21 protein-coding genes and 1 riboswitch are annotated in these 23,549 nt (G+C 72.5%); of the genes, 7 read left to right on the top strand and 14 right to left on the bottom strand.

Features of this window, described 5'->3' with window-relative positions; genetic code table 11:
• Window positions 1-29 precede the first annotated feature (29 nt).
• Window positions 30-782 (top strand): peptidylprolyl isomerase, encoded by a 753-nt coding sequence (locus C7S10_RS23045; RefSeq protein ID WP_108346252.1) that lies wholly within the window; start codon window positions 30-32, stop codon window positions 780-782.
• A gap of 63 nt (window positions 783-845) precedes the next feature.
• On the opposite strand, the gene C7S10_RS19760 is transcribed toward C7S10_RS23045, so the two are convergent.
• Both C7S10_RS19760 and C7S10_RS22385 read right to left on the bottom strand, forming a co-directional pair.
• Window positions 846-1,298 carry an OsmC family protein gene (locus C7S10_RS19760; protein ID WP_108346441.1) on the bottom strand — a complete coding sequence of 151 codons (453 nt, stop codon included), beginning with the start codon at window positions 1,296-1,298 and terminating at the stop codon, window positions 846-848.
• A gap of 33 nt (window positions 1,299-1,331) precedes the next feature.
• Complete coding sequence (locus tag C7S10_RS22385) at window positions 1,332-1,475, bottom strand: hypothetical protein (protein WP_165807245.1); 144 nt, start codon at window positions 1,473-1,475, stop codon at window positions 1,332-1,334.
• A 172-nt stretch (window positions 1,476-1,647) separates the two neighbouring features.
• Between C7S10_RS22385 and pepN the strand changes: the two genes are divergently transcribed.
• The 4 genes from pepN to C7S10_RS19740 are packed head-to-tail and all read left to right on the top strand — an operon-like array spanning window position 1,648 to window position 9,189.
• On the top strand, window positions 1,648-4,134 hold the full coding sequence (gene pepN / locus C7S10_RS19755; protein ID WP_108346250.1) for an aminopeptidase N: 2,487 nt from the start codon (window positions 1,648-1,650) through the stop codon (window positions 4,132-4,134).
• Window positions 4,131-4,955 carry a formate dehydrogenase accessory sulfurtransferase FdhD gene (locus C7S10_RS19750; protein ID WP_108346248.1) on the top strand — a complete coding sequence of 275 codons (825 nt, stop codon included), beginning with the start codon at window positions 4,131-4,133 and terminating at the stop codon, window positions 4,953-4,955. The genes pepN and C7S10_RS19750 overlap by 4 nt, the downstream gene beginning before the upstream one ends.
• Window positions 4,956-5,014: 59 nt before the next feature.
• Window positions 5,015-6,175 (top strand): exonuclease SbcCD subunit D, encoded by a 1,161-nt coding sequence (locus C7S10_RS19745; protein WP_108346246.1) that lies wholly within the window; start codon window positions 5,015-5,017, stop codon window positions 6,173-6,175.
• Window positions 6,175-9,189, top strand: coding sequence for an AAA family ATPase (locus C7S10_RS19740; protein WP_108346244.1), 3,015 nt, complete (start codon window positions 6,175-6,177; stop codon window positions 9,187-9,189). Before C7S10_RS19745 ends, C7S10_RS19740 begins: the two co-directional genes overlap by 1 nt.
• Before the next feature lie 457 nt (window positions 9,190-9,646).
• On the opposite strand, the gene C7S10_RS19735 is transcribed toward C7S10_RS19740, so the two are convergent.
• Window positions 9,647-10,342, bottom strand: coding sequence for a sulfotransferase family protein (locus tag C7S10_RS19735; RefSeq protein WP_108346242.1), 696 nt, complete (start codon window positions 10,340-10,342; stop codon window positions 9,647-9,649).
• 35 nt (window positions 10,343-10,377) lie between these two features.
• Between C7S10_RS19735 and C7S10_RS19730 the strand changes: the two genes are divergently transcribed.
• Together C7S10_RS19730 and C7S10_RS19725 are read left to right on the top strand one after the other, a co-directional pair.
• Window positions 10,378-11,886 carry a TldD/PmbA family protein gene (locus C7S10_RS19730; RefSeq protein ID WP_108346239.1) on the top strand — a complete coding sequence of 503 codons (1,509 nt, stop codon included), beginning with the start codon at window positions 10,378-10,380 and terminating at the stop codon, window positions 11,884-11,886.
• Window positions 11,886-13,271 (top strand): metallopeptidase TldD-related protein, encoded by a 1,386-nt coding sequence (locus tag C7S10_RS19725; RefSeq protein ID WP_108346237.1) that lies wholly within the window; start codon window positions 11,886-11,888, stop codon window positions 13,269-13,271. Before C7S10_RS19730 ends, C7S10_RS19725 begins: the two co-directional genes overlap by 1 nt.
• A gap of 6 nt (window positions 13,272-13,277) precedes the next feature.
• Here the strand turns inward: C7S10_RS19725 and C7S10_RS19720 are convergent, their stop codons facing one another.
• The 11 genes from C7S10_RS19720 to clsA all read right to left on the bottom strand — a co-directional run bounded on the left by C7S10_RS19720 (window position 13,278) and on the right by clsA (window position 23,534).
• Entirely contained in the window at window positions 13,278-14,615 is a 1,338-nt protein-coding gene (locus tag C7S10_RS19720; protein WP_133176570.1) for a serine hydrolase domain-containing protein, read from the bottom strand.
• Window positions 14,612-17,452 carry an aminomethyl-transferring glycine dehydrogenase gene (gcvP, locus tag C7S10_RS19715; protein ID WP_108346233.1) on the bottom strand — a complete coding sequence of 947 codons (2,841 nt, stop codon included), beginning with the start codon at window positions 17,450-17,452 and terminating at the stop codon, window positions 14,612-14,614. Before gcvP ends, C7S10_RS19720 begins: the two co-directional genes overlap by 4 nt.
• Window positions 17,453-17,525: 73 nt before the next feature.
• Window positions 17,526-17,646, bottom strand: a riboswitch (glycine riboswitch).
• Window positions 17,647-17,736: 90 nt separating this feature from the next.
• A complete protein-coding gene (locus tag C7S10_RS19710) occupies window positions 17,737-18,330 on the bottom strand; it encodes a MerR family transcriptional regulator (protein WP_108346439.1) in 594 nt (197 codons plus the stop codon).
• Between the two features lie 193 nt (window positions 18,331-18,523).
• Window positions 18,524-18,991 (bottom strand): bifunctional nuclease family protein, encoded by a 468-nt coding sequence (locus C7S10_RS19705; protein ID WP_108346231.1) that lies wholly within the window; start codon window positions 18,989-18,991, stop codon window positions 18,524-18,526.
• 41 nt (window positions 18,992-19,032) lie between these two features.
• Window positions 19,033-19,731 carry a transcriptional regulator FtsR gene (gene ftsR / locus C7S10_RS19700; protein ID WP_108346229.1) on the bottom strand — a complete coding sequence of 233 codons (699 nt, stop codon included), beginning with the start codon at window positions 19,729-19,731 and terminating at the stop codon, window positions 19,033-19,035.
• 90 nt (window positions 19,732-19,821) lie between these two features.
• Window positions 19,822-20,367 carry an FHA domain-containing protein gene (locus C7S10_RS19695; protein WP_108346227.1) on the bottom strand — a complete coding sequence of 182 codons (546 nt, stop codon included), beginning with the start codon at window positions 20,365-20,367 and terminating at the stop codon, window positions 19,822-19,824.
• Between the two features lie 141 nt (window positions 20,368-20,508).
• Entirely contained in the window at window positions 20,509-20,895 is a 387-nt protein-coding gene (gene gcvH / locus C7S10_RS19690; protein ID WP_108346225.1) for a glycine cleavage system protein GcvH, read from the bottom strand.
• Window positions 20,896-20,931: 36 nt separating this feature from the next.
• Window positions 20,932-21,690 (bottom strand): DUF881 domain-containing protein, encoded by a 759-nt coding sequence (locus C7S10_RS19685; protein ID WP_108346223.1) that lies wholly within the window; start codon window positions 21,688-21,690, stop codon window positions 20,932-20,934.
• Window positions 21,683-22,015, bottom strand: a complete 333-nt coding sequence (locus C7S10_RS19680; protein ID WP_108346221.1) for a small basic family protein — start codon at window positions 22,013-22,015, stop codon at window positions 21,683-21,685. Before C7S10_RS19680 ends, C7S10_RS19685 begins: the two co-directional genes overlap by 8 nt.
• Window positions 22,012-22,896: a DUF881 domain-containing protein gene (locus tag C7S10_RS19675; protein WP_108346219.1), complete on the bottom strand. Its 885-nt coding sequence runs from the start codon at window positions 22,894-22,896 to the stop codon at window positions 22,012-22,014. The genes C7S10_RS19680 and C7S10_RS19675 overlap by 4 nt, the downstream gene beginning before the upstream one ends.
• Before the next feature lie 2 nt (window positions 22,897-22,898).
• A complete protein-coding gene (gene clsA, locus C7S10_RS19670) occupies window positions 22,899-23,534 on the bottom strand; it encodes a cardiolipin synthase ClsA (RefSeq protein WP_108346217.1) in 636 nt (211 codons plus the stop codon).
• Between the last annotated feature and the right edge of the window lie 15 nt (window positions 23,535-23,549).

Genomic DNA, 23,549 nt, shown 5'->3' with positions numbered 1-23,549 from the left:
GCGACCCACCCTCGCCTACCATCGAGGCCATGTTGAAGCGACTTGTCGCCGTGTCGGCGACCCTGGCCTGCCTGTCCCTCGCCGCGTGCGGCAACGAGGCCGACGGCGACGAGACCGCCGCGGACCCGTCCACCTCGAGCTCGAGCGAGACCACCAGCGAGACGCCGAGCGAGACCCCGAGCGAGTCGAGCAGCGAGTCTGAGGCGCCCGCCGCTGGTGCGTGCGAGTACGTCGAGGACGGCTCGACCGCCGCCAAGCCGGTCGACCTCCCGCCGAGCGAGCCGACCGTGTCGGGCGAGGTGAAGATCGTCTTCAAGACCACGCTGGGCGACATCCCCGCCACCCTCGACGCCGACGCGACCCCGTGCACGGTCAACTCGTTCGTGTCCCTGGCCGAGCAGGGCTTCTTCGACGACTCCCCCTGCCCGCGGATGGCGACCGACCCGGCCTTCGGGATCCTGCAGTGCGGCGACCCGTCCGGCACCGGCTCGGGTGGCCCGGGCTACAGCTTCGCCGACGAGCTGACCGGCCAGGAGACCTACCCTGCCGGCACGCTCGCGATGGCCAACGCCGGTCCCGACACCAACGGCTCACAGTTCTTCTTCGTCTTCAACGACTCCCCCGGCCTGACCGCCAACTACAACGTCTTCGGCACGGTCGACCCGGCCGGGCTCAAGCTGCTCACCACGGCGGCCAAGAAGGGTGACGACGGCTCGCACCCCGCCGGCGGCGGTGTGCCCAACGCCGGCCCGATCGACATCCAGTCCGTCACGATCGGCTGACCCGACCCCGACACACGGCGACCGCCGTCCGGCCCCGGTGGGCTGGGCGGCGGTCGCAGTCGTTCAGGCCCCGGGCGCGTCGGGGACCGCGGGCGCATCGGGGTAGTCCACGTCGGCACCGAGCTGGACCGTGCGGCTGACGGTGCAGAGCCGGTCACGCGACATGGCGATCGCTCGTGGCAGGAACTCCCGGGCGGCGTCGCCGCCCGGACCGTCGGGGAACGTCACGTCGAAGCTGACCCGCAGGCCGGTGAGGTGGTTGCCGTCGTCGTCGCGGACCTTGGTGCCCTCGACCGACACGTCGAAGCCGGTGCTGTCGGCGCGTTTCCTGGTGATCGCCTCGACGTCGAGGGCGCTGCAGCCGGCGATGGCGGCGAGGAGGAGCTCGACGGGGGTGAAGTCGGGGTCCTCTCCCCCGGTGCCCATGAAGGTCTCGCCGCCGCGGGCGTTGGTGGCCTTGAAGCGGGCGTCGCCGATCCGGGTCAGCTCGACGCTGCGCCTGTGCTCATCAGTCATGCTGGCGAGCATAGGCGCCGGCGCCGGGTGGTCTCAGCGAGCGTTGCGGCGCGCGGCGCGGGCCTGCCGGCGCGCCTCACGACGAGCCAGCTCCACCGTGCGCAGCAGTGCCTTGTCCTCCGCGGAGTGGGCCCGTCCATCGACGATTCCGTAGGCGAGGTGAAGCTGCGTGCTCATGATGTGCTGGTCCTTTCGGCCGTCCCCGGCCAGGCGTCGTGTGTAATGAACTCATCGCTGATGCGACTCTTACATTCTACGGCTGTGCAGACGGCGGACCGGACCATTTCCGGGGTGATCTCCCCCACCCCGCGCGGGCTCCTGACCGGCGGTGGGTCGCTAGGCTCCGCGGGTGAGCGGATCCCCCTACCTGAGCCTGCAGCACCGCGAGGCGATCGAGCGTCGCGCGGCCCTCGACGTCACGTCGTACGACGTCTCGCTCGACCTGGCCTCGAGCGACGAGACCTTCGGCTCGCGCACGAGGATCGTCTTCGACTCGGCGGGCGGGTCGACCTTCGTGGATCTCAAGGCCCGGCACCTGGTCTCGGCGCGCCTGAACGGCAGCACGCTCGACCCCGCGTCCCTGGACCGTGGCCGCCTGCCGTTGTCGACCCAGCCGGGCGTCAACGAGCTGGTGGTCGACGCGGTGATGGAGTTCCGCACCGACGGTGAGGGACTGCACCGCAGCGTCGACCCCGCGGACGGACGGCACTACGTCTACGGCATGTCCTTCATGGACGCCGCGCCCAGCATCTTCGCCTGCTTCGACCAGCCCGACCTCAAGGCGCCGTACACCTTCCACGTGACCGCGCCGCGCGACTGGACCGTCGTCGGCAACGCCCCGGGTGAGCAGGTCGCGCCGGGCGTGTGGGAGCTCGAGCAGAGCCAGCCGCTCTCGACCTACTTCGTCACCCTGGTCGCCGGCCCGTGGCACCTCATCAGCAGCGAGCACGACGGCATCCGGCTCGGCCTCAGCGCGCGGCAGAGCCTCGCGGCGGAGCTCGAGGCCGACGCCGAGGAGATCCTGACCGTCACGGCGCAGTGCTTCGACGAGTTCCACCGGCTCTTCGACGAGCGGTACGCCTTCGGCGACTACCACCAGGCCTTCGTCCCCGACTTCAACGCCGGCGCGATGGAGAACCCTGGATGCGTGACGTTGCGCGACCCCTATGTGTTCACCTCGAAGATGACGCGCGGCGCGCACCACCTCCGGGCGTCCACCGTCGCGCACGAGCTGGCGCACCAGTGGTTCGGCAACATCACCACCCCCGCCTGGTGGGACGACCTGTGGCTCAACGAGTCCTTCGCCGAGTACATGGGCAACCGGGTGCTGGCCGACGTGACCGAGTTCGACGACGCGTGGATCCGCACCTCCTACCAGCGCCGCCAGTGGGGCCTGATCGCCGACGCCGGTCCGAGCACCCACCCGGTCGCCGGCAACGGGGCGACGGACGCCGTCGCCGCGCTGCAGGACTTCGACGGGATCTCCTACACCAAGGGCTCGAGCGTGCTGAAGCAGCTCAACGCCCGGCTCGGCGACGACGTCTTCTTCGCCGGGGTCAACGACCACTTCGCCTCCCACCGCTTCGGCAACGCCACGATGCACGACCTGTTCTCCAGCTGGGAGCGCGCCGGCGCCGGTGACCTCGGCGACGTCACGCAGGGCTGGTTGCGGACGAGCGGCGTGGACACCGTGTCGTTCGACCGGTCGCGCGAGGTGCTGCGGCGCACTCCCCCAGCCGCCGACCCGGTGGCGCGCCGGCACTCCTTCAGCCTGGCCCGCATCGCCGCGGACGGCTCCTGGCGGCGCGAGGCCGTCTCGCTGGACGGAGCCGAGACGCCGGTCGAGGTCGATGCCGGCGACACCGTGCTGCTCGACGTCGACGACACCTCGTGGCTGGTGGCGCACCTCGACCCGACCTCGCTGGCCGCCCTCCCGGACCTGATGCCCCGCTTGGAGGACGCGGCCCTGCGCGCCGCCGTGTGGGACAACGTCCGCAGCTCCCTGGAGAGCGGCTCGGCGACTCCGGCGGAGGTGATCGCGGTCGCCACGGCGTCCATCCCGGGCGAGACCAGCGACGAGCCGCTGTCGTTCAACAGCCACGCGAGCGACCCGAGCAAGCTGCTGCTGACCGAGTGGCTGACCAGCAAGGTCGTCCCGCTCTCCGCCGATCCCGCGTCCGCCCGCGCCGGCCTCCACGCGGCCTACGCGCAGCGCGCCGCGTCCGCCGAGCCGGGCAGCACGGTCCAGCTCGCGGGCTTCCAGGCCGCGATCGAGACCGCCTCGTCCGTCGCCGACCTGATCGCCTGGCTCGGGGGCGCCGTGCCCGCGGGTGTCGAGGCCGACCTCGCCCTGCGCTGGCGCCTGCTCACCCGGCTCGCGGCCCTCGGCGCGGTCGACCGGGCCGCCCTCGACGAGCACCTGGCCGCCGAGCCCACGGCGGTCTCGACCATCCAGCACGCACGGGCTGTGGCCTCCCTGCCCGACGCGGAGGCCAAGGCCTGGGCCTGGGACCGCTTCCTCGGTGTCGTCGACGTGCCCAACTACGAGCTGCAGTCGGCCGGCCAGGGCATGTGGCAGCCCGGGCAGGAGGAGATCACCGCGGCGTACGTCGACCGGTTCTTCGCGGACCTGCCCGGCACGGCCTCGCACCGCAGCGGCTGGCTGCTCTCCGAGGCCGCGGGCTGGTTCTTCCCGCTCACCGCCCTGACCGAGGACGTGGTGGCGCGGTCGGAGGCGCTCGCGGCCGACGAGGGGCTCGAGACCTCGCTGCGTCGCCAGCTCGCGGTGCTCGCGGACGAGGTCCGTCGGCGCATCGCCGTACGCTCGAGGACATGAGCACCCTCGCGCGTCGTCCCGGACCGTCGGTGCGGGCCCGCGTCACCCAGCACACCGATGAGGGCGACCGCGTCCGCGAAGACCGGCTGGCGACCGAGGAGCCCCTCGAGATCAGGCTCGCCGCGCCCGGGCAGCCCGCGCAGCGGGTGTGGGTGACGATGCGGACGCCGGGTCACGACTTCGAGCTGGCGGCCGGTTTCGCGGTGAACGAGTCACTGGTGCCTCCTTCCGAGATCGTGCGGGTGGCCTACTGCACCGACGCCGAGCTGGAGCGCGAGGAGGAGTTCAACGTCGTGACCATCACCGTGGCACGCCCCACCGACATCGGTCACCGGCACGCGGCACAGAGCGCCGGGTCGTCGGCGTGCGGGGTGTGCGGCAAGGACAGCGTCGCGGAGGTCCTCGACGTCCGGGCCGCCGAGCGGTGGTCCGGGCCGATCCCGGGGGTCGAGGTGGTGCGAGGCCTTCCCGCGCGGATGCGCGAGCGGCAGTCGGTCTTCGAGCGGACCGGCGGTGTGCACGCCGCGGCGCTGGCCGACGAGGACGGGAGCCTGCTGGTCGTCCGTGAGGACGTCGGTCGGCACAACGCCGTCGACAAGGTGATCGGCGCCCGGGTGCTGGCCGGCCAACCCCGTGCCGCCGCCTGCCTGGTGGTGAGCGGGCGGGCCGGGTTCGAGCTGGTGCAGAAGGCCGTCGCCAGCGGCATCGGCAGCCTCGTGGCGGTGGGGGCGCCGACCAGCCTGTCCGTGCGCCTCGCGAGCGAGTCGGGGCTCGCGCTCTTCGGCTTCACGAGCGAACGCAGGTGCGTGCAGTACGCCTGAGACGGCTCCCGCGGCGTGGGCTGCCGGTCGTTGTCGGTGCTCGAACCTAGGTTCGTCCCATGCGGATCCTGCACACCTCCGACTGGCACCTGGGAAGGTCCTTCCACCGCGAAGGGCTCCTCGGGCAGCAGGGCGTGTTCATGGACCACCTCCTCGAGGTCGTGGACTCCGAGGGCGTCGACGTGGTCGTCGTCGCCGGCGACATCTACGACCGGGCGCTCCCCCAGGTCGACGCCGTGCGGCTGGCCGACGAGGCCTTCGCCCGCCTGGCCTCGTCGAGGGCGTCGGTCGTCGTCACCAGCGGCAACCACGACTCGGCCCAGCGGCTCGGCTTCGGCAGTCGCCTGATCGACGCGTCCGGCGTCTACATCCGCACCGACGCCCGCACGGTGGGCACGCCCGTCCTCCTCGGTGACGAGCACGGCGAGGTCGCCGTCCACCCGCTGCCCTACCTCGACCCCACCGCGATGATCGAGCCGTGGGCCCTGCCCGCCCGCTCCCACGAGATCGTGCTGCGCGAGGCCATGCGCCGGGTGCGGGCCGACCTCGCCACCCGTCCGGGCAGCCGCTCCGTCGTGCTCGCCCACGCCTTCGTGGCCGGTGCCGAGCCGTCGGAGTCCGAGCGCGACATCAGCGTCGGCGGGGTGAGCCGGGTGCCGACCGCGGTGTTCGACGACATCGACTACGTCGCGCTCGGCCACCTCCACGGCCGCCACACCCTCGCCGACCACCTGCGCTACAGCGGCTCGCCCCTGGCCTACTCCTTCGGCGAGGCCGACCAGGTCAAGGGCAGCTGGCTCATCGACCTGGGCGCCCGGGGCGTCTCGTCCGCGCACTTCGTCGAGGCCCCCGTGCCGCGGCGCCTGGCCCGACTGACCGGCGACCTCGACCACCTGCTCGCCGACCCGGCCCTCGCCCGGCACGCCGACGACTGGGTGCACATCACGCTGACCGACCGGCTGCGCCCGGCCCAGGCGATGGAGCGGCTGCGACGACGGTTCGCCCACACTCTCGTGCTGTCCTTCGCGCCGTCCGGCGCCCAGCCCTCGGCGACGCCCGCGGCCCGGGTCGCGGGGCGTTCCGACCACGAGATCACCCTCGACTTCGTGTCCGAGATCCGCGGCGTCCCCGCCACTCCGGCTGAGTCCGCGCTCCTGCGCGACGCCACCGACGCGTGCTGCGACGACACCGACCTCGACGTGCTGGTCGGTGAGCCCTGATGCGTCTGCACTCCCTCCACATCACCGCCTTCGGTCCGTTCGCCGACACCGTCGAGGTCGACTTCGACGCGCTGTCCGACACCGGCCTGTTCCTGCTCAGCGGCCCGACCGGAGCCGGCAAGTCGAGCGTCCTTGACGCGGTCTGCTTCGCGCTGTACGGCGACGTGCCCGGCGATCGCAGCGCCGCCGGCCGACTCCGCTGCGACCAGGCCGCCGACGGCGTGGCGCCGCGGGTGCGGATGGAGATGACCCTCAAGGGCCGCCGCTTCCGCATCGAGCGCTCCCCGAGGTGGGAGCGACCCAAGAAGCGCGGCACGGGCCTGACCACGCAGCAGCCCTCGGTCGCCCTCCTCGAGCGGATCGACGACACCTGGCAGCCGCTGTCGACGCGCCTCGACGAGACCGGGCACCTGATGACCGACCTCGTCGGGCTCACCCTCCCCCAGTTCTGCCAGGTGGCGTTGCTCCCCCAGGGGCGGTTCCAGGCGTTCCTGCGTGCCCGGTCGGAGGACCGCCACGCGCTGCTCCGCCAGGTGTTCCGCACGGGCCGCTTCGACCGCATCGAGCAGTGGCTGCGCGACCGCCGGCTGGAGCTGCAGCGGTCCTCGACGACCCACGGCCGCGGCGTGGCCGACCTCGTGGGTCGCGTCAGCGAGGCCACCGGGTCCGCGGTCCCCGTGGACTGGGACGTGGCCGACCTGTCGCTCGAGGCCGCCGACGGGACCGTCGCCGGTTGGGTGTCCGACCACCTCGACGCCACGACCACCGACCTGGCGCTGGCCGACGCCGAGCGCACGCAGTGCGACCTGCTCGTCGCCTCCGCGACGGCCGGCCTGGCCGCCGGCCGGGCGCTCGACGACCGGCAGGCGGCCCACGCGGCCGCCACGGCGCGACTCGCGGACCACGACGAGACCGAGCTGTCCGAGCGCAGTGAGCGGCTGCGGCGGGCCGAGCGGGCCGAGGCCCTGGCCGACCTCGACGTCGCGGTCGAGGAGGACGCGTCCCTGGTCGCCCGCCTGACCCAGCAGGCGCAGGCCGCGATCGCGGCCTGGAAGCGGGTCGGCGACACCGACGAGACGGCCCCGACCGAGACGGACGCGGGAGAGACGGACCTGTCCGCCGCGCTCGCGGCCGCGCGGCGCGCGCTCGACGTCGTCGACGCAGCCCAGCCCGATGCCGAGCGCCTGCACGAGATCACCCGCACCACCACGGACGTCGCCGCGCGCCTGACCGAGGCTGCGGCGGAGGCCGACCGGCTCGGCGCCGAGCTCGAGACGACGCCGCTGCTCCTGCACGCGGCCGAGGAGTCGTTGGCGGCGGCGCAGTCGGCGGCCGAGCTGGTGGCGTCGCGGGAGTCCGCGCTGTCGACCGCACGCGAGCAGGCTCGCGCGGCCCGCGAGCTCGTCACGGTGAGCCCCGCGCTGGCCGCTGCGCGCGAGGAACGTGAGCTCGCGCGGGAGCGCGTCGCCCGTCTCAAGGAGACGTGGCTCGAGGTGCGTGAGGCTCGGCTGGACGGCATGGCGGCCGAGATCGCCGGCGCCCTCGCGGTCGGAGCCAGCTGCCCCGTCTGCGGCTCCCACGACCACCCGCACCTCGCCGTGGCCGGCGACGGCAGCCCCGATGCCGCGGGCGAGCGTGCCGCGCGCAAGGACGTCGACGACGCCGAGGGCCTGCTGGTGGTCCTCGACGACCGGTTGCGCCAGGTGGAGGCACAGCACACCCGGTTGCTCACCGTCTCCGACGGCCGGTCCGCCGACGAGGCCGCCCAGGTCCTCGACGAGGCCGCCCGGGAGCACGAGAGGGTCGCCGCCCTCGCCCGCGCCGTCCCCGGTCTCACGCAGGACGTGGCGCGGCTCCGGTCGGCCGGCGACGAGCTGCAGCGCGGCCGTGACGAGGCCGCCCAGCGCCGTACCGACCTGGAGGCGCGGCTCGAGCTCCACCGCGCCGAGTCGGAGCGTCTGCGTGCCCGCCTCGACGACGTGCTCGCCGGGAGCGGCTGCTCGAGCGTGGGCGCCCTGCGCCGGCTCCGGCAGCGGCAGCTCGACGCCCTGGACGAGGCCTGCGTGGCCCACGACCGGGTGACGATGGCCCGGCGCGACCTGGCGCGGGCGCAGCGTGCGTTGTCCGACGCCGCGACCGGAGCCGGGTTCGGCTCGGTCGAGGAGGCTCGCGGCGCGCGGATGACCGCCGGTGAGCGGCAGTCCCTGGCCGACGAGATCGTCAGGCTCGAGGACGTGCTCCGGGCCGCTCGCGCGGTGGTGGACGACCCGGACCACTGCGCCGCCGCTGCCCTCCCCCGTCCCGACCTGACCGCACTCGCCGCTGCCCACACCGCGTCGGAGTCGGCGGCCCGCACCGCGCACGCCCGTCACGACGAGGCGACGCGCAGGCGGAGCCGACTGACCACCCTCGCCGACGAGGTCACCGAGGCCCTCCAGGCGTGGCGGCCGGTGCGGGACGAGCTCGAGCTGACCGCGCGGCTCGCCCTCCTGGTCGAGGGGAGGTCGGCCGACAACGCCCTGCAGATGCGGCTGTCGGCGTACGTCCTGACCCACCGCCTGAGCCAGGTCGTCGCGGCGGCCAACGAGCGGCTGGCGCGGATGAGCGACCAGCGCTACTCCCTCGAGCACACCGGCCGGCGCGGTGCGGGCGAGACGCGCGGCGGCCTGAGCCTGCTCGTGCGCGACGACTGGTCGGGCGAGTCGAGGGACCCGGCCACGCTGTCGGGTGGTGAGACATTCGTCGTCTCGCTGGCCCTTGCGCTGGGTCTCGCCGACGTCATCACCCAGGAGGCGGGTGGCGCCGACCTCGACACGCTCTTCGTGGACGAGGGGTTCGGCTCGCTCGACGCCGACACCCTCGACGACGTCATGGACACGCTCGACGGTCTCCGCGACGGCGGCCGGGTGGTGGGTGTGGTCAGCCACGTCGCCGAGATGCAGACCCGCATCCCCAGCCAGCTGCGCGTTACCAAGGGCCGCGACGGGTCTCGGGTCGCGCTGGCCGTCGGCTGATCGTCGGCTGATCGTCCGTCGCAACCGCTGGAGCGGTGCGCCAGCCACCGTCGACCCCATGGACCGTCGGTCACCCACCGCCGCGCTGCGCGACACGCCCTCAGCGGTGCGCCAGCCACTGTCGACCGCCACGAAATGTGGGTCACCCACCGCCGCGGCGCGCGACCCGGCACGCCCTCAGCAGTGCGCCAGCCACCGTCGACCGCCACGGACCGTGGGTCACCCACCGCCGCGCCGGGCGACACGCCCTCGGCGGTGCGCCAGCCACCGTCGACCGCCACGGACCGTGGGTCACCCACCGCCGCGCCGGGCGACACGCCCGCAGCGGTGCACCAGCCACCGTCGACCGCCACGGACCGTGGGTCACCCACCGCTGCGCCGCGCGACACGGCCCCGGCGGTGCGACAGCCACGTTTCGCCGACGCGGACGGTGGCTGCGCCACCGCCACCGATCAGGTCAGGGGCGCGTCGACCACGCCGCCAGGTCGAGCCCCCAGTCGTCCATCAGCCGCGCGACCTGTGGACGGTAGGCCACCTCGAGCGACTCGAGCAGCCCGTCCGGGGGCGTCCACGACGCCTGGCTGCTCGACCGGGAGGGTCGGTCGACGTCCTGCAACCGGACCGGCGACAGACCGAGTTCCGTCCACACCGCGTCGACGGCTGACTGCGGGTCGGCGCGGACCGTCTCGTAGACCATCACCCGCAGCCGCGAGCGTCCGACGTGGTGTGCCCACATGGCCAGCTGGTCGGCGTAGAAGCCGCTGAAGGTCTGGACGGTGATCGGCACGGGGTAGGGCCAGGGCGACTTCGCCCGCGTCGCGGCCAGCCGCATCGCGGAGACGAACCGGTCGACCGGGTCGCGCAGCAGCACGAGCACCGGCGCGTCCGGACCCAGCAGGCGGGCGGCGGTCGCAGGCGCGGACGCGTGGCGGAGGTACTGCGGGGTCCACTCCCCGCGGCGGACGTCGTCGGCCGGGAACAGATCGAGGTACGCCGACGCGGGCTCCACGCCGTCGCCGACCTTGTGCAGGAGGTGCTGCTCCTTCTTGCCGTTCACCCCGAGACCGACCTGCGGGTGCTGGGACAACAGGTCGGTGAACCAGGTGGTGCCCGAGCGCTGGGCACCGATCCCCAACCACGCCGGAGCAGTCATGCGCGCCACCCTAACGGCTGCGTTAGGTTCGACCCATGATCGATCCGACCTTCGCCGAGCTGCCCCACCGGAGCCTCGGCGAGACCGCGCTGGCGCGCGCCGCCGAGCTCGGCGCCACCCACGCCGACTTCCGCTTCGAGCGGGTCCGCTACCAGTACCTCGGCGCCCGCGACGGCGTCCTGCAGACGGCCAGCGACGCGGAGGACGTCGGCTTCGCCGTACGCGTCATCCACCGCGGCGCCTGGGGGTTCGCCTCCGGGGTCGTCCTCACCGAGGACGAGGCACGGCGGGTCGCCGAGACGGCGATCGCGGTGGCCGAGGTGGCGTCAGGGATGACCACCACCCCGGTGCAGCTCGCGCCCGAGCCCGTGCACGCCGACGTCACGTGGGTCTCGGCCTACGACGTCAACCCGCTCGAGGTCCCGACGGCCGAGAAGGCCGCGGTGCTGACGGAGTGGACCACCCGGCTGCAGGCGCACGACGCGGTCGCGCACGCGACGTCGTACCTCCAGCAGGTCCAGGAGAACAAGTACTACGCCGATCTCTCCGGCACGAGCACGACCCAGCAGCGGATCCGCCTCCAGCCCGGCTTCGAGGCGATGGGCTCCGACGAGAGGACCGGGGTGTTCGACTCGATGGCCTCCATCGCCCCGCCGGTGGGCCGCGGGTGGGAGTACCTCACCGACGGTCGCTACGACTGGGACGCCGAGCTGGCCGAGGTCCCCGAGCTGCTGGCCGAGAAGCTCGTCGCGCCGAGCGTTGAGGCGGGCAGCTACGACCTCGTCATCCACCCCTCCAACCTGTGGCTCACCATCCACGAGTCGATCGGCCACGCGACCGAGCTCGACCGCGCGCTGGGCTACGAGGCCAACTACGCCGGGACGTCGTTCGCGACGTACGACAAGCTCGGCACCCTGCAGTACGGCTCCCCCGTGATGAACGTGACCGGCGACCGCACGGTCGATCACGGGCTCGCCACCGTCGGCTACGACGACGAGGGCGTCCGGACCCGCGAGTGGGACATCGTCAAGGACGGCGTGCTCGTCGGCTACCAGCTCGACCGCTCGATGGGGCACATGAAGCCCGAGCTCCACGAGGGCCGCTCCAACGGCTGCGCCTACGCCGACTCCCCCGGCCACATCCCCATCCAGCGGATGGCCAACGTGTCGCTCCAACCCGCTCCCGACGGTCCCAGCACCGACGAGCTGATCGGTCGCGTCGAGGACGGGATCTACGTCGTCGGCGACAAGTCGTGGTCGATCGACATGCAGCGCTTCAACTTCCAGTTCACCGGCCAGCGGTTCTACAAGATCACCGACGGCCAGCTCGACGGGATGCTGCGCGACGTCGCCTACCAGGCGACGACCACCGAGTTCTGGAACTCGATGGAGGCGGTCGGCGGCCCGGAGACCTGGCAGCTGCACGGCGCGTTCAACTGCGGCAAGGCCCAGCCCGGGCAGGTCGCCGCCGTCAGCCACGGCGCCCCCACGTCGCTGTTCCGCGGCGTCCGCATCCTCAACACCACCGACGAGGCAGGCCACTGATGACCACCCCTCAGCAGCTCGCCGAGCACGCGCTGGCCACCACGACGGCCGACGACTGCGTCGTCATCGTTCGCGACAGCTCCAGCGCCAACCTCCGCTGGGCCAACAACACCCTCACCACCAACGGCGTCATGGTCTCGGTCGACGTCACCGTCGTCTCGTTCGTGGCCGCCGAGGGGGGTACGGCGACGGGGTCGGTCTCCGGAAGCGCCAGCACGACCGAGCAGGTCGGCGCGCTCGTCGCGGCTGCCGACGCGGCGGCCCGGAGCGCCAGCGCCGCCGAGGACGCCGCCGAGCTGGTCGCCGACCGCACCAGCGACGACTGGGACGCGGAGCCGGAGCACACCGGCATCGCCGTCTACGACTCCTTCGCCCCCGCGCTGGGCGAGGCGTTCCGCCAGGCCACCGGCGAGGACCGGCTGCTCTACGGCTTCGTCAACCACGAGGTCGTCACCACCTATCTCGCCTCGTCCCGCGGCCTGCGGCTGCGCCACGTCCAGCCGACCGGCCACTACGCCTGCACCGCGAAGGACACCGCCCTGACCCGCAGCGCGTGGGTCGGCGGCGCGACCCGCGACTTCGCCGAGGTGGACGCCGCCACCATGGCCGAGCAGGTCAAGCAGCGCCTGGCGTGGGCCGAGCGACAGATCGACCTCCCGGCCGGCCGCTACGACACCATCCTGCCGCCCGGCTCGGTCGCGGACCTGATGATCGACGCCTACTGGGGAGCCGGCGCCCGCGTCGCCCACGAGGGCGAGTCGGTCTACAGCCGACCCGGTGGCGGCACGAAGATCGGCGAGCAGATCGCGCGGGCGGGCGTTCATCTCTTCTCCGACCCGACACTGAGCGGCCTCGAGGCCGCTCCGTTCAACGTCGCGGGCGCCTCCGACAACACCGACTCGGTCTTCGACAACGGGCTCCCGCTGGGACGCACCGACTGGATCGCCGACGGACGACTGACAGCGCTGCTGCAGACGCGGCACTCGGCCGGCATGACCGGCCAGCCGACCACCCCGATGGTCGACAACCTCCGCCTCGAGGTGGCCGACGGCGCGGGCAGCGAGACCGACCTGGTCGCCGGCATGGACGACGGCCTGCTGGTCACCTGCCTCTGGTACATCCGCGAGGTCGACCCCCAGACGATGCTGCTGACCGGTCTCACCCGTGACGGCGTCTACAAGGTCGAGGGCGGCGAGATCGTCGGCGCGGTCAACAACTTCCGCTGGAACGAGAGCCCGATCGACCTGCTCAACCGGTTCTCGCACGCCAGCGAGACCGTGGCGAGCTTCAGCCGCGAGTGGGGCGACGACTACTTCTCGCGTACGGCGATGCCGGCCCTGCGGATCCCCGACTTCAACATGTCCAGCGTCAGCCAGGCGCGCTGACGCCGCTCATCGGCCGAGGTCGGGGCGTCCGCCCGGGATGGGGGCGCCGTCCTCGTAGGGCTCACGCGTCAGGATGAAGGTGCCGACGTCGAGGTGCGAGACCGTGCCGTCGCCGCGGCGTACGACATGGAGCTCCTCGCCCGCGTGGTAGCCCCGGATGCCGACGATGCGGCCATCGGAGACCCCGAAGCGCCACAGCTCCACACCGCGTCGACGCGCCACCAGGTCGCCGCCCTCGCAGGCGAGGACGAACGGCGTCGCCCCCCAGTGCCAGACCCCGAGCGCGTCGTGGAGCTCCGCGGGCACCGTCGCGTTGGCGCGCCAGACCGGCGGCAACGCGGGCTCCCACTGCTCGAGCTCCTCGAGCAGGGCCGCGCCGAACGCCGCGACGGGCACGCCGACGGTGGCGTTGACCAGCGCGACGACGCCCGTGCGCCGCTTGCGGTCGACGAGGCAGATCGCGTGGAAGCCGGGCATCGAGCCGCTGTGGCCGACGAGAGTGCCGGAGCCGCCCCGGAAGATCTGGAACCCGAGGCCGTGTGCGTACGCCAGCCCGGTGTGCTCCTCGCCCGACTGGGGCGTGAAGGCGAGCGCCAGCGTGTCGGCGGACAGCACCGCGTCGTCGCCCTCGAGCAGGAAGCGGCAGTACGTCGCGAGGTCGGTGAGCGTGCTCCAGACCTGTCCGGCCGGCGCCATCGCGCCGGTGTCGGGCAGCGGCTCGGCGATCAGCGTCTGGGAATACGGGTGCACCGACCAACCCTCGGCGTGGACGCCGGACGCCTGGTAGGACGTCCGGGTCATGCCGAGCGGCAGCAGGATCCGCTCCGAGACCGACTCCCACCACGTCCGGCCACGCAGCCGGGCGACGACCTCGCCGAGGAGGCCGTAGGCGAGGTTGGAGTAGTGGAACCGCCGGTCCGGTTCGAACGCCGCGTCCGAGCCGTCGTGCGCGCTCGCGAGGTCGTCGAACGAACCGCCCTCCGAGCGCTCCCACCACGACCCGCCCGGCTCCGCCTGGAGTCCCCCGGAGTGCGCGAGGAGCTGACGGACCGTCCGGTCGGCGTACGCCACCTCGCCCAGGACGGACGAGGCCGGCGCGTCGAGCGACAGCGCGCCCTCGTCGACCAGCTGCAGCACCAGCACCGCGGTCAGCGTCTTGGTGATCGACCCGACCTTGTACTGCGTGTCCGCCACGGGCCCCGGCACGTCACCGACGCCGTCGGACCACGCCAGCGCGCCGTCACGGACGATGCCGGCGACGATCGAAGGCACCTGGCCGTCCGCCTGCGCGGCCGCCAACCGCCACCGCAGCCGGTGCGCGGTGAGGTCGCAGACGCCACTCATTCGGCGAAGGCCTCCGGCGGCGGGCAGGCGCACACGAGGTTGCGGTCGCCGTAGGCCTGGTCGATGCGCGCCACCGGCGGCCAGTACTTGTCGGGGTCGATGCCGGTCGGGAAGACGCCGAGCTCGCGCGGGTAGGACCGGTCCCACTCGCCCACGAGGGCACGGGCCGTGTGGGGCGCATGCCGCAGCGGCGAGTCCTCGGGGCTCCACTCGCCCGCCTCCACGCGGTCGATCTCGCCCTTGATGGCGATCATCGCGTCGCAGAAGCGGTCGATCTCGCCGAGGTCCTCCGACTCGGTCGGCTCGACCATCAGCGTCCCGGCGACCGGGAACGACATCGTCGGGGCGTGGAAGCCGTAGTCGACGAGACGCTTGGCGACGTCGTCGACGCTGACGCCGGAGTCGCGGGTCAGGCCGCGCACGTCGAGGATGCACTCGTGGGCCACCAGCCCGCCGTGGCCGCGGTAGAGCACCGGGAAGTGCGCCTGCAGCCGGTGCGCGATGTAGTTGGCCGACAGCACGGCCACCGCCGTGGCGCGGGTCAGGCCCGGGGCGCCCATGAGGCGGATGTAGGCCCACGAGATCGGCAGGATGCCGGCGGAGCCGTACGGCGCCGCGCTGATCGGGCCGATGCCCTCGCGCTTCTCGGTCTCGGGGTGCATCGGGTGCGAGGGGAGGTACGGCGCCAGGTGCGCCCGCACCGCGACCGGACCGACGCCGGGGCCACCGCCGCCGTGCGGGATGCAGAACGTCTTGTGCAGGTTGAGGTGGGACACGTCGCCACCGAACTCACCGGGCTTGGCGAAGCCCAGCAGGGCGTTGAGGTTGGCGCCGTCGACGTACACCTGACCGCCGTGGCCGTGCACGATCTCGCAGAGCTCGGAGATGGTGTCCTCGTAGGCGCCGTGCGTCGACGGGTAGGTCACCATGATCGCGGCTAGCTCGTCGGAGTGTTTCTCGCACGCTGCGCGCAGGTCGGCCAGGTCGACCGAGCCGTCCTCCCCGGCCTTGACGACGACGACCTTCATGCCGGCCATCACCGCGGACGCGGCGTTGGTGCCGTGCGCCGACGACGGGATCAGGCAGACGGTGCGCTGGGTGTCGCCGTTGGCGAGGTGGTAGCCACGGATCGCGAGCAGGCCCGCGAACTCGCCCTGCGAGCCGGCGTTGGGCTGGATCGAGACCCGGTCGTAGCCGGTGACCTCGGCCAGCCAGCCCTCGAGGTCGTCGACGAGCTTGCGGTAGCCCGCCGCGTCCTCCGCTGGCGCGAACGGGTGCAGGTCGGCGAAGCCGGGCAGGCTCACCGGCTCCATCTCGGTGGTCGCGTTGAGCTTCATCGTGCACGAGCCGAGCGGGATCATCCCGCGGTCGAGCGCGTAGTCGCGCGCCGACAGGCGGCGCAGGTAGCGCAGCATCTGCGTCTCGCTGTGGTGGCTGCTGAAGACCTCGTGCGTGAGGTACGGCGACTGGCGGGCCACCTCACCGGGGATCGCCTCACCGGCCTCCACGTCGCTCTCGGACACCCCGAAGGCCCGCAGGACGGCGGCCACGGTCGAGCGGGACGTGGTCTCGGAGGTCGAGAGGCCGATGTGGTCGGCGTCGACGAGGCGCAGGTGCAGCCCCAACGTGCGGGCCGACGACACGACGTCGGCGGCCCGGCCGGGCACGCGCGCGGTGAGGGTGTCGAAGAAGGTGTCGTTGACCAGCTCCACTCCCCCGGCCGCGAGGGCGGCGGCGAGGTGGGCCGCGTGGTCATGCACGCGCTGCGCGATCGCCTTGAGGCCCTCGGGGCCGTGGTAGACGGCGTACATCGAGGCGACGACGGCGAGCAGGACCTGGGCGGTGCAGATGTTGGAGGTCGCCTTGTCGCGGCGGATGTGCTGCTCGCGGGTCTGCAGCGCGAGGCGGTAGGCCGGGCGGCCATCGGCGTCGATCGAGACCCCGACCAGGCGGCCGGGCAGGTGCCGCTCGAGGCCCGCGCTCACCGACATGAAGCCGGCGTGCGGGCCGCCGTAGAACAGCGGGACGCCGAAGCGCTGGGACGATCCGACGACCACGTCGGCGCCCATCTCGCCCGGCGCCTCGAGCAGGGTGAGGGCGAGCAGGTCGGCAGCGACGACGACCAGCGCGTTGCGCTCGTGGGCCGCCTCGATCAGCGGTCGCGGGTCGAGGATCCGGCCGCTGGCACCGGGATACTGCACGAGCAACCCGCTCATCTCGCCGTCGGGCAATCCGTCGGCGAGGTCAGCGACGACGACGTCGATGCCCATGGCGGTGGCCCGGGTGCGCACGACCTCGATCGTCTGCGGCAGCGCGTCGGCGTCGACGACGAACGGACCGCTCGCCAACTTGTTCCCTCTGCGCACCAACGTCATGGCCTCCGCGGCCGCGGTGCCCTCGTCGAGCAGTGACGAGTTGGCCGTCGGCAGGCCGGTCAGGTCGCCGATCATGGTCTGGAAGTTGATCAGGGCCTCGAGCCGGCCCTGGGAGATCTCGGGCTGGTACGGCGTGTAGGCGGTGTACCAGCTCGGGTCCTCGAGGACGTTGCGCCGGATCACCGGCGGGGTGATGGTCGCGTGGTAGCCGCAGCCGATCATCGCCTCGGCCGGGCGGTTCAGCCCGGCGAGGTGGCGCAGCTCGCGGGCCGCGGCGTCCTCGCTGACGGCCTCCGGCAGGTCCAGATCGCCGGCCGCGCGAATGCCGCCGGGGACCGCGGCCTCCATCAGCGACTCGAGCGAGTCGTGGCCGAGCAAGGCCAGCATCTTCTCGACGTCGTCGGGCCGCAGACCGATGTGTCGGTCGACGAAGGGCGAGTGGGGCGCGGACGGGTCCGTCATCGGAGGCTCCCTGGTTGGCGGTCAGCAGGCGCCTCCCCCTCTGTCGGGTCCCCCACGGGGTCTCCAGAGTTGCCTGGTCCGCGCAGTCCGGGTGCCTGAGAGGTTCCGGGGAGGAATTGCCCCTTCGGCGCAACGCACGCGAGCGGCTCCGTCGGACGGGGCAGCCACGCCGTCGACTCTCCCGCGCGGGATCGTCAGCCCGGCCAGCCTAGCGCAGGCCGGGCGAGAACCACGTCTCGGACGCGGCCACCGGCCGAGATGTCGGCCGGTCGTGCGACCCGGTCTCAGCCGATCTTGCGGGCGGCGCGTCGAGCGGCGAGCTCGTCGCCGGCCACGTCGGCGGACGCGCCGGTGTCGTCGGCAGCGCGCTCGCTCGGCAGCTCAGCAAGGGTGCCCTCGATCTCGCGCCAGACCCCGCCGATCGCGATGCCGAAGACGCCCTGGCCGCCCTGGAGGAGGTCGATGACCTCGTCGTTGCTGGTGCACTCGTAGACGCTGGCGCCGTCGCTCATCAGCGTGACGCGCGTCAGGTCGTCGGTGCCGCGCTCGCGCAGGTGCTGCACGGCCGTGCGGATCTGCTGGAGCGAGATGCCGGCGTCGAGCAGGCGCTTGACGACCTTGAGGATCAAGATGTCGCGGAACGAGTAGAGCCGCTGGGAGCCGGAGCCCTTGGCCCCGCGCACGGTGGGCTCGACCAGCCCGGTGCGGGCCCAGTAGTCCAGCTGGCGGTAGGTGATGCCGGCCGCGTTGCAGGCCGTCGGACCGCGGTAGCCGGTGTCGCTGGGCAGCGGGGAGACGTCGTCGGTGAAGAGCAGGCCCTGCTCATCGGCGAGCTCGGCAGCCCGGTCGGCCTCGGCGGCCGCGTGCGCGGCGGCCAGGCGATCCTGGTCGTTCTCGTTCACAGCCACAGCGACCCTCCAGGTCTTACTCCGCAGGCCGTAACTTCGAGGGGGAAGGACACGCGTGAAGTTACAGCGGAGACAGTTCAAGGTAGGCGGCCCGACGGGGCCGGTCAAACACGCGATCGGCGTGTCGCAACCCTCAACCTCGACCTGAGGGTGAGGTTGAGCCTCACTGTCCTTCGAAGTCCTCGGGCGACACGTGGTCCAGGAACTCCCGGAACGCCTCGACCTCGTCCTCCTGCTCGGCCGGCACGGCGAGACCGGCCTCGTCCAGGACACCCTCGGCGCACACGATCCGGGTGCCGGTGCGCAGGGCGAGCGCGATCGAGTCGGAAGGACGCGCGCTGACCTCCTGGCCGCCGGCGAAGACCAGCTCGGCGTAGAAGACGCCGTCGCGCACGTCGGTGATCCGGACCTCGTCGAGCTGCTGGCCGGTCGCCTCGAGGACGTTCTTCATCAGGTCGTGCGTGAGGGGTCGCGGCGGGGTGACGCCCTGCTGCGCGAACGCGATGGCGGTCGCCTCCACCGCACCGATCCAGATCGGCAGGTAGCGCTCTCCCCCGGACTCCCTCAGCAGCACGATGGGCTGGTTGGAGGGCATCTCGACACGGACTCCGATGACGTCGACTTCGCGCACGTCCTCACCCTACTCCCGAGTGGTGAGGCCCCGGACGGGCGTCAGGAGCGGCGCAGGCCGGACTTGACGAGGGTCGCGTGCAGCCGCACGGAGAGGGCGGCGATCTCGCTGACGGCCTCCTCGATGCGACCGCCGGCGGCTGCGTCGCGGCCGCGCTGGAGCGGGGCCACGACCTGCTCCACCATGCCGACCTCTCGGTCGGCGGCGGTCTTGAAGGCCCGCAGGTGGCGGGGCTCGAACCCGAAGTCGGCGAGCTCGCGCGCGGTCTGGGCGACCACCAGCGCGTCGGCGTCGTAGTGGCCGGTGCCGGGACGCGGCGAGATGAGCGCGAACTGCTCGAGCTGCACCAGCAGGTCCTCGGAGATCTCGGCGATCTTGATCAGCTCGCGGCGCGAGAGCCGCACGTCGCTGGAGGCCCGGAAGGACTCCGGGGACGGCAGGCCGTCGGAGGCCAGCGCGACCTTGGGGACCGTCGGCACCACGCCCTCGATCGCCGGCGGTTCGAGACCCCGGTCGATGGCGTCGAGGTGCTCGCCGATCACCTTGTGCGGGAGGTAGTGGTCGCGCTGCATGCGCAGGATGTAGCGCAGGCGGTCGACGTCCTCGCCGCTGAACTTGCGGTAGCCGGCCTGCGTGCGCTCGGGCTTGATCAGCCCCTGGTCCTCCAGGAACCGGATCTTGGAGATCGTCACGCCGGGGAAGTCACCCCGGAGCTGGTCGAGGACCTGCCCGATGTTCATCCGCGCCCGGGAGGCGGGTGGGTGGGACGAGGGCTGCTGGGACGAGGCCTGCTGAGACGAGGGCTGCTGAGACGAGGGTTGGACCACGGATCAGCCTGCGGCGCTGGTGAAGAACACGAGGCGGTACTTGCCGATCTGGACCTCGTCGCCGTCGGTCAGCTGGACCGAGTCGATGCGGTCGCGGTTGACGTAGGTGCCGTTGAGGCTGCCGACGTCGCTGACCGTGAAGGTGTTGCCGGTGCGCCGGAACTCGGCGTGCCGGCGCGAGACGGTCACGTCGTCGAGGAAGATCTCGCTCTCGGGGTGACGGCCGGCGCCCGTCAGGTCGGCGTCGAGCAGGAAGCGGCTGCCGGCGCTGGGACCGCGCTGGACGATCAGGAGGGCGTGACCCTCGGGCAGCGCGTCCACCGCGGCCGCGTCGACCGGGCTGAGCTTGCGGTCGGAGGTGTCGACCGAGGCGGGAACGCCGAAGGTGATCGTCGACGTGGCGTCCGACTCTGCGGCGGGCGGGGCCGGCGGCGTCGCGGCGTCCGCGGCCGGCGCTGCGGCGTCCTCGGTCACCAGGCGCGTCCCGCACTGGGCGCAGAACCGCGCATCGTCAGGGTTCTGCTTGCCACAGGCGGTGCAGAACGGCATGGAACCCTCCTCGTGGCCAGCCCCGGGGGCCGGGTCGCTGGCGCAGAACGTGACTGACGACTACTGGTCCTCGAACCTACCAGCCGCGTCCCGCCCGTTGGGACAGGTCACGAGCGACTGGCGGCAGAGCAGCCGGGGCGATCAGCCCTCGAGACCGGCTTCGTAGGTGGCGGCGTCCATCAGGGCATCGACGGCCGACGGGTCGGTCGGGACGACCTCGAAGAGCCAGCCGCCGGCGTAGGGGTCGTTGTTGACCAGCTCGGGCGTCGCGTCGAGCGCCTCGTTGCGGGCGACCACCTCGCCGGTGAGCGGCGCGTAGACGTCGCTGACCGACTTCGTCGACTCGAGCTCGCCGCACGTGTCGCCGCCGGTGACTTGCTCTCCGACCTCCGGGAGCGAGACGTAGACGATGTCGCCGAGGGCGTCCTGCGCGAAGTGGGTGATGCCGATCCGCACGGACCCCTCGGCCTCGCCGGGGGTGCGTACCCACTCGTGCTCACTGGTGTACTTCAGGTCCTCGGGATACACGCTCGCTCCTTCTCCGCAGATCGGTTGTGACGCAGGCTACTGGCCCGTGTCGGCTTGCGCATCGACGGGTCTGACCGGCGTGCGGACGCTCTCGATGTCGAGCGAGTCGAGCTCGGTCACCTGCACCGTGGCACCGTCCTCCTCGAGCTGCTCGATCGGCCCGTCGTCGAAGGTCATGGCGCTGTGCAGCGCGTGCGGCTCGCCGATGATGTCGACGACGTACGGCGGCTCGAGCAGCTGGCCGTCGAGCGAGATCCCGCCGACGGCGTTGTCGAACGAGCTCTGCGCGGCCAGCCGGTAGGTGTCGTTGAACTCCATCGCCTCGGCGTCGGCCGTGCGCAGCTCCTGGACGAGGTCGAGCAGGGAGGTGAGCGTGACCTGACCGCGGACCTCCTCGATCCGTACGCGGATCCCGGGCCCGGTCACCGGCACCAGCCCGGCGATGATGTTGAGCGTCTTGACCCGGTCCTGCGTCTCGGAGAGCGCCGCCTCACGGCTCGTGGACTCGGACTGGAACTCGTCGCGGGTCCTCTCGAGCCGGCCGACCTCGCGGCGCGCGCGTTCGGCGGTGCCGGTCAGGGCGTCGAGGATCTCCACGAGGTCCTGCTCGCGCAGGCCGGCGTAGGTGTTGTCCTGCTCGTTGTTGTTGACCTGCACGACGGCCGAGAAGCCGAGGGCGGCGAGCAGGACGCCGACCACGGCCTGCGCCCGCGACGGGCGCCGGAAGGTCGCGAGCAGACGGTCCCGGCCGGTCTCCTCGGTCGCCGGAGCGGGACGCTCGTCGTCCTCAGGCATGGAACAGGTGGCGGCGGATGGCCGCGGCGTTGGAGAAGATCCGGATCCCGAGCACGACGACGACCCCGGTGGTGAGCTGGCCGCCGACGCCGAGCTTGTCGCCGAGGAAGACGATCGCCGCGGCGATCACGACGTTGCTGACGAACGAGACGACGAACACCTTGTCGTCGAAGATGCCGTCGAGGAACGCGCGCAAGCCGCCGAAGACGGCGTCGAGCGCGGCCACGACCGCGATCGGCAGGTAGGGCTCGAGGCCGAGCGGCACGTCGGGCGCGAAGAACAGGCCGGCGAGGATGCCGAGCAGCAGTCCCAGGGCGGCGATCACGGCGTGGCTCCTTCCTCGTCCGGTCCCCCGGCGATGGTGGTGGTCATCTCCGTCGCCTGGCGCAGGGCCCGCAGGCTGGCGGCCGGCAGCCGGAGGTCATCGACATTCTGCGCCACGTAGGAGAATCCGAGGCTGTTGACGAGCCCGAAGAACGCGAGTCCCGGACCGGACTCCAGCAGCCGGGCCTGGAGCGTCCCCTGGTCGCCGATCGCCTCGATCACGTACGGCGGGGTGAGCGGCCGGCCGTTGACGTGGATCGCGCGGCTCGTGTTGCGGATGCCGCCGAGCGCGACGACACGCTGGTCGTTGATCGCGACCGCCTCGGCCCCGGCGGCCCACAGGCCGTCGACGAGCAGGGCGAGGTCCTCGTCGCGCACCTCGTCGTTGGGTACGGCGTTGGGCGCGCTCGCGACCTTGAACCGCACGCCCGGACCGCGGACCGGGACGTAGCCGGTGCGCACCTCGAGCCGCTGGAGGCGCGTCGTCAGGTCGGCCGACTGCTCGTCGAGCGTCCCGTTGAGCTCGTCGGCGGCGAGCCGGGCGTCGGTGAGCGTGCGGATCTGCTTCTGCAGGTCGGCCACCTCGCTGCGCTCGGACTCGATCTGCCGGATCAGCGCGGTGCGTCCGAGCTCCTGGACATCGGCGTCGCGCGAGGTCTGGACGGCCACGACGGTGGCGAGTGCGCCGAACGCGGCGACCGCGACCGCCGTGCTCCAGAGGCGGGACCTGCGCGGCGGCGGGCCACCGGCCGCGGCCCGGCGCATGGCGACGTGGGCGTAGTCCTCGTCGAGCGAGCGCTCGGTGATCAGCGTCAGCAGCGGGGTGGTGACGTGGTGCGGCAGCGGCGCGTCGGTCGTGGACGTCGTGGAGTGGGAGGGCACGCCTACTCCGTGGCGGCGCTCGGGCCGGACCCGCGCCGGGGCGTGACACGCAACAGCTTGTGCACCTGCCAGGCGTAGAGGACCCCGGCCCACCAGTAGAGACCGATGCCCCAGATGGCGAAGGCCCAGCCGAACACCTCGGCCATCGTCGCCACCACGCCGTCGCCCTCCCCCAGCAGGATCAACGGGAAGGCGTAGAGCAGGTTGAAGGTGGCGGCCTTGCCCAGGAAGTGCACGGGCAGGGCGCTGTAGCCGCGGGTGCGCAACAGCGGCACCAGTCCCCACAGCAGCAGGTCGCGCAGCGGCAGGATGACCGCGATCCACCACGGGATGATCTCGCGCAGGCCGAGGCCGACGACGACCGCGAGGATGTAGAGCCGGTCGGCGACCGGGTCGAGGATCTCGCCGAGGCTGGAGAACTGGTCGAGGCGACGGGCGAGGTAGCCGTCGAGGTAGTCGGTGACCCCGGAGATCATCAGCACGGCCAGGGCCCACGCATCAGCCTCCGGGCCCAGGACGAGCCACAGGAACAGCGGCACGCCGGCGAGCCGCAGCATGCTGAGGATGTTGGGGATCGTCCAGATACGAGTAGTCCTGGCCGGGGGCCCGGTCTGCTCCTGCACTGGATCGCCTGCCATCGAGTCTGCCGTCTG

The organism is Nocardioides currus (assembly GCF_003057875.1).
GTDB classification, from domain to species: domain Bacteria; phylum Actinomycetota; class Actinomycetes; order Propionibacteriales; family Nocardioidaceae; genus Nocardioides; species Nocardioides currus.
The sequence above is the reverse complement of the archived record's forward strand: the minus strand, read 5'-3'. Positions and strand labels throughout refer to the sequence as shown.

What these genes read in the sequence shown, in the direction of transcription:
- C7S10_RS19750 (WP_108346248.1), top strand. Translation starts at nt 4,131, where the DNA reads ATGAGCACCCTCGCGCGTCGTCCCGGACCGTCGGTGCGGGCCCGCGTC.
- C7S10_RS19725 (WP_108346237.1), top strand. Translation starts at nt 11,886, where the DNA reads ATGACCACCCCTCAGCAGCTCGCCGAGCACGCGCTGGCCACCACGACG.
- C7S10_RS19740 (WP_108346244.1), top strand. Translation starts at nt 6,175, where the DNA reads ATGCGTCTGCACTCCCTCCACATCACCGCCTTCGGTCCGTTCGCCGAC.
- C7S10_RS22385 (WP_165807245.1), bottom strand. Translation starts at nt 1,475, where the DNA reads ATGAGCACGCAGCTTCACCTCGCCTACGGAATCGTCGATGGACGGGCC.
- C7S10_RS19685 (WP_108346223.1), bottom strand. Translation starts at nt 21,690, where the DNA reads ATGCCTGAGGACGACGAGCGTCCCGCTCCGGCGACCGAGGAGACCGGC.
- clsA (WP_108346217.1), bottom strand. Translation starts at nt 23,534, where the DNA reads ATGGCAGGCGATCCAGTGCAGGAGCAGACCGGGCCCCCGGCCAGGACT.
- ftsR (WP_108346229.1), bottom strand. Translation starts at nt 19,731, where the DNA reads ATGAACATCGGGCAGGTCCTCGACCAGCTCCGGGGTGACTTCCCCGGC.
- gcvP (WP_108346233.1), bottom strand. Translation starts at nt 17,452, where the DNA reads ATGACGGACCCGTCCGCGCCCCACTCGCCCTTCGTCGACCGACACATC.
- C7S10_RS19745 (WP_108346246.1), top strand. Translation starts at nt 5,015, where the DNA reads ATGCGGATCCTGCACACCTCCGACTGGCACCTGGGAAGGTCCTTCCAC.
- C7S10_RS23045 (WP_108346252.1), top strand. Translation starts at nt 30, where the DNA reads ATGTTGAAGCGACTTGTCGCCGTGTCGGCGACCCTGGCCTGCCTGTCC.
- C7S10_RS19695 (WP_108346227.1), bottom strand. Translation starts at nt 20,367, where the DNA reads ATGCCGTTCTGCACCGCCTGTGGCAAGCAGAACCCTGACGATGCGCGG.
- C7S10_RS19720 (WP_133176570.1), bottom strand. Translation starts at nt 14,615, where the DNA reads ATGAGTGGCGTCTGCGACCTCACCGCGCACCGGCTGCGGTGGCGGTTG.
- C7S10_RS19735 (WP_108346242.1), bottom strand. Translation starts at nt 10,342, where the DNA reads ATGACTGCTCCGGCGTGGTTGGGGATCGGTGCCCAGCGCTCGGGCACC.
- C7S10_RS19760 (WP_108346441.1), bottom strand. Translation starts at nt 1,298, where the DNA reads ATGACTGATGAGCACAGGCGCAGCGTCGAGCTGACCCGGATCGGCGAC.
- C7S10_RS19730 (WP_108346239.1), top strand. Translation starts at nt 10,378, where the DNA reads ATGATCGATCCGACCTTCGCCGAGCTGCCCCACCGGAGCCTCGGCGAG.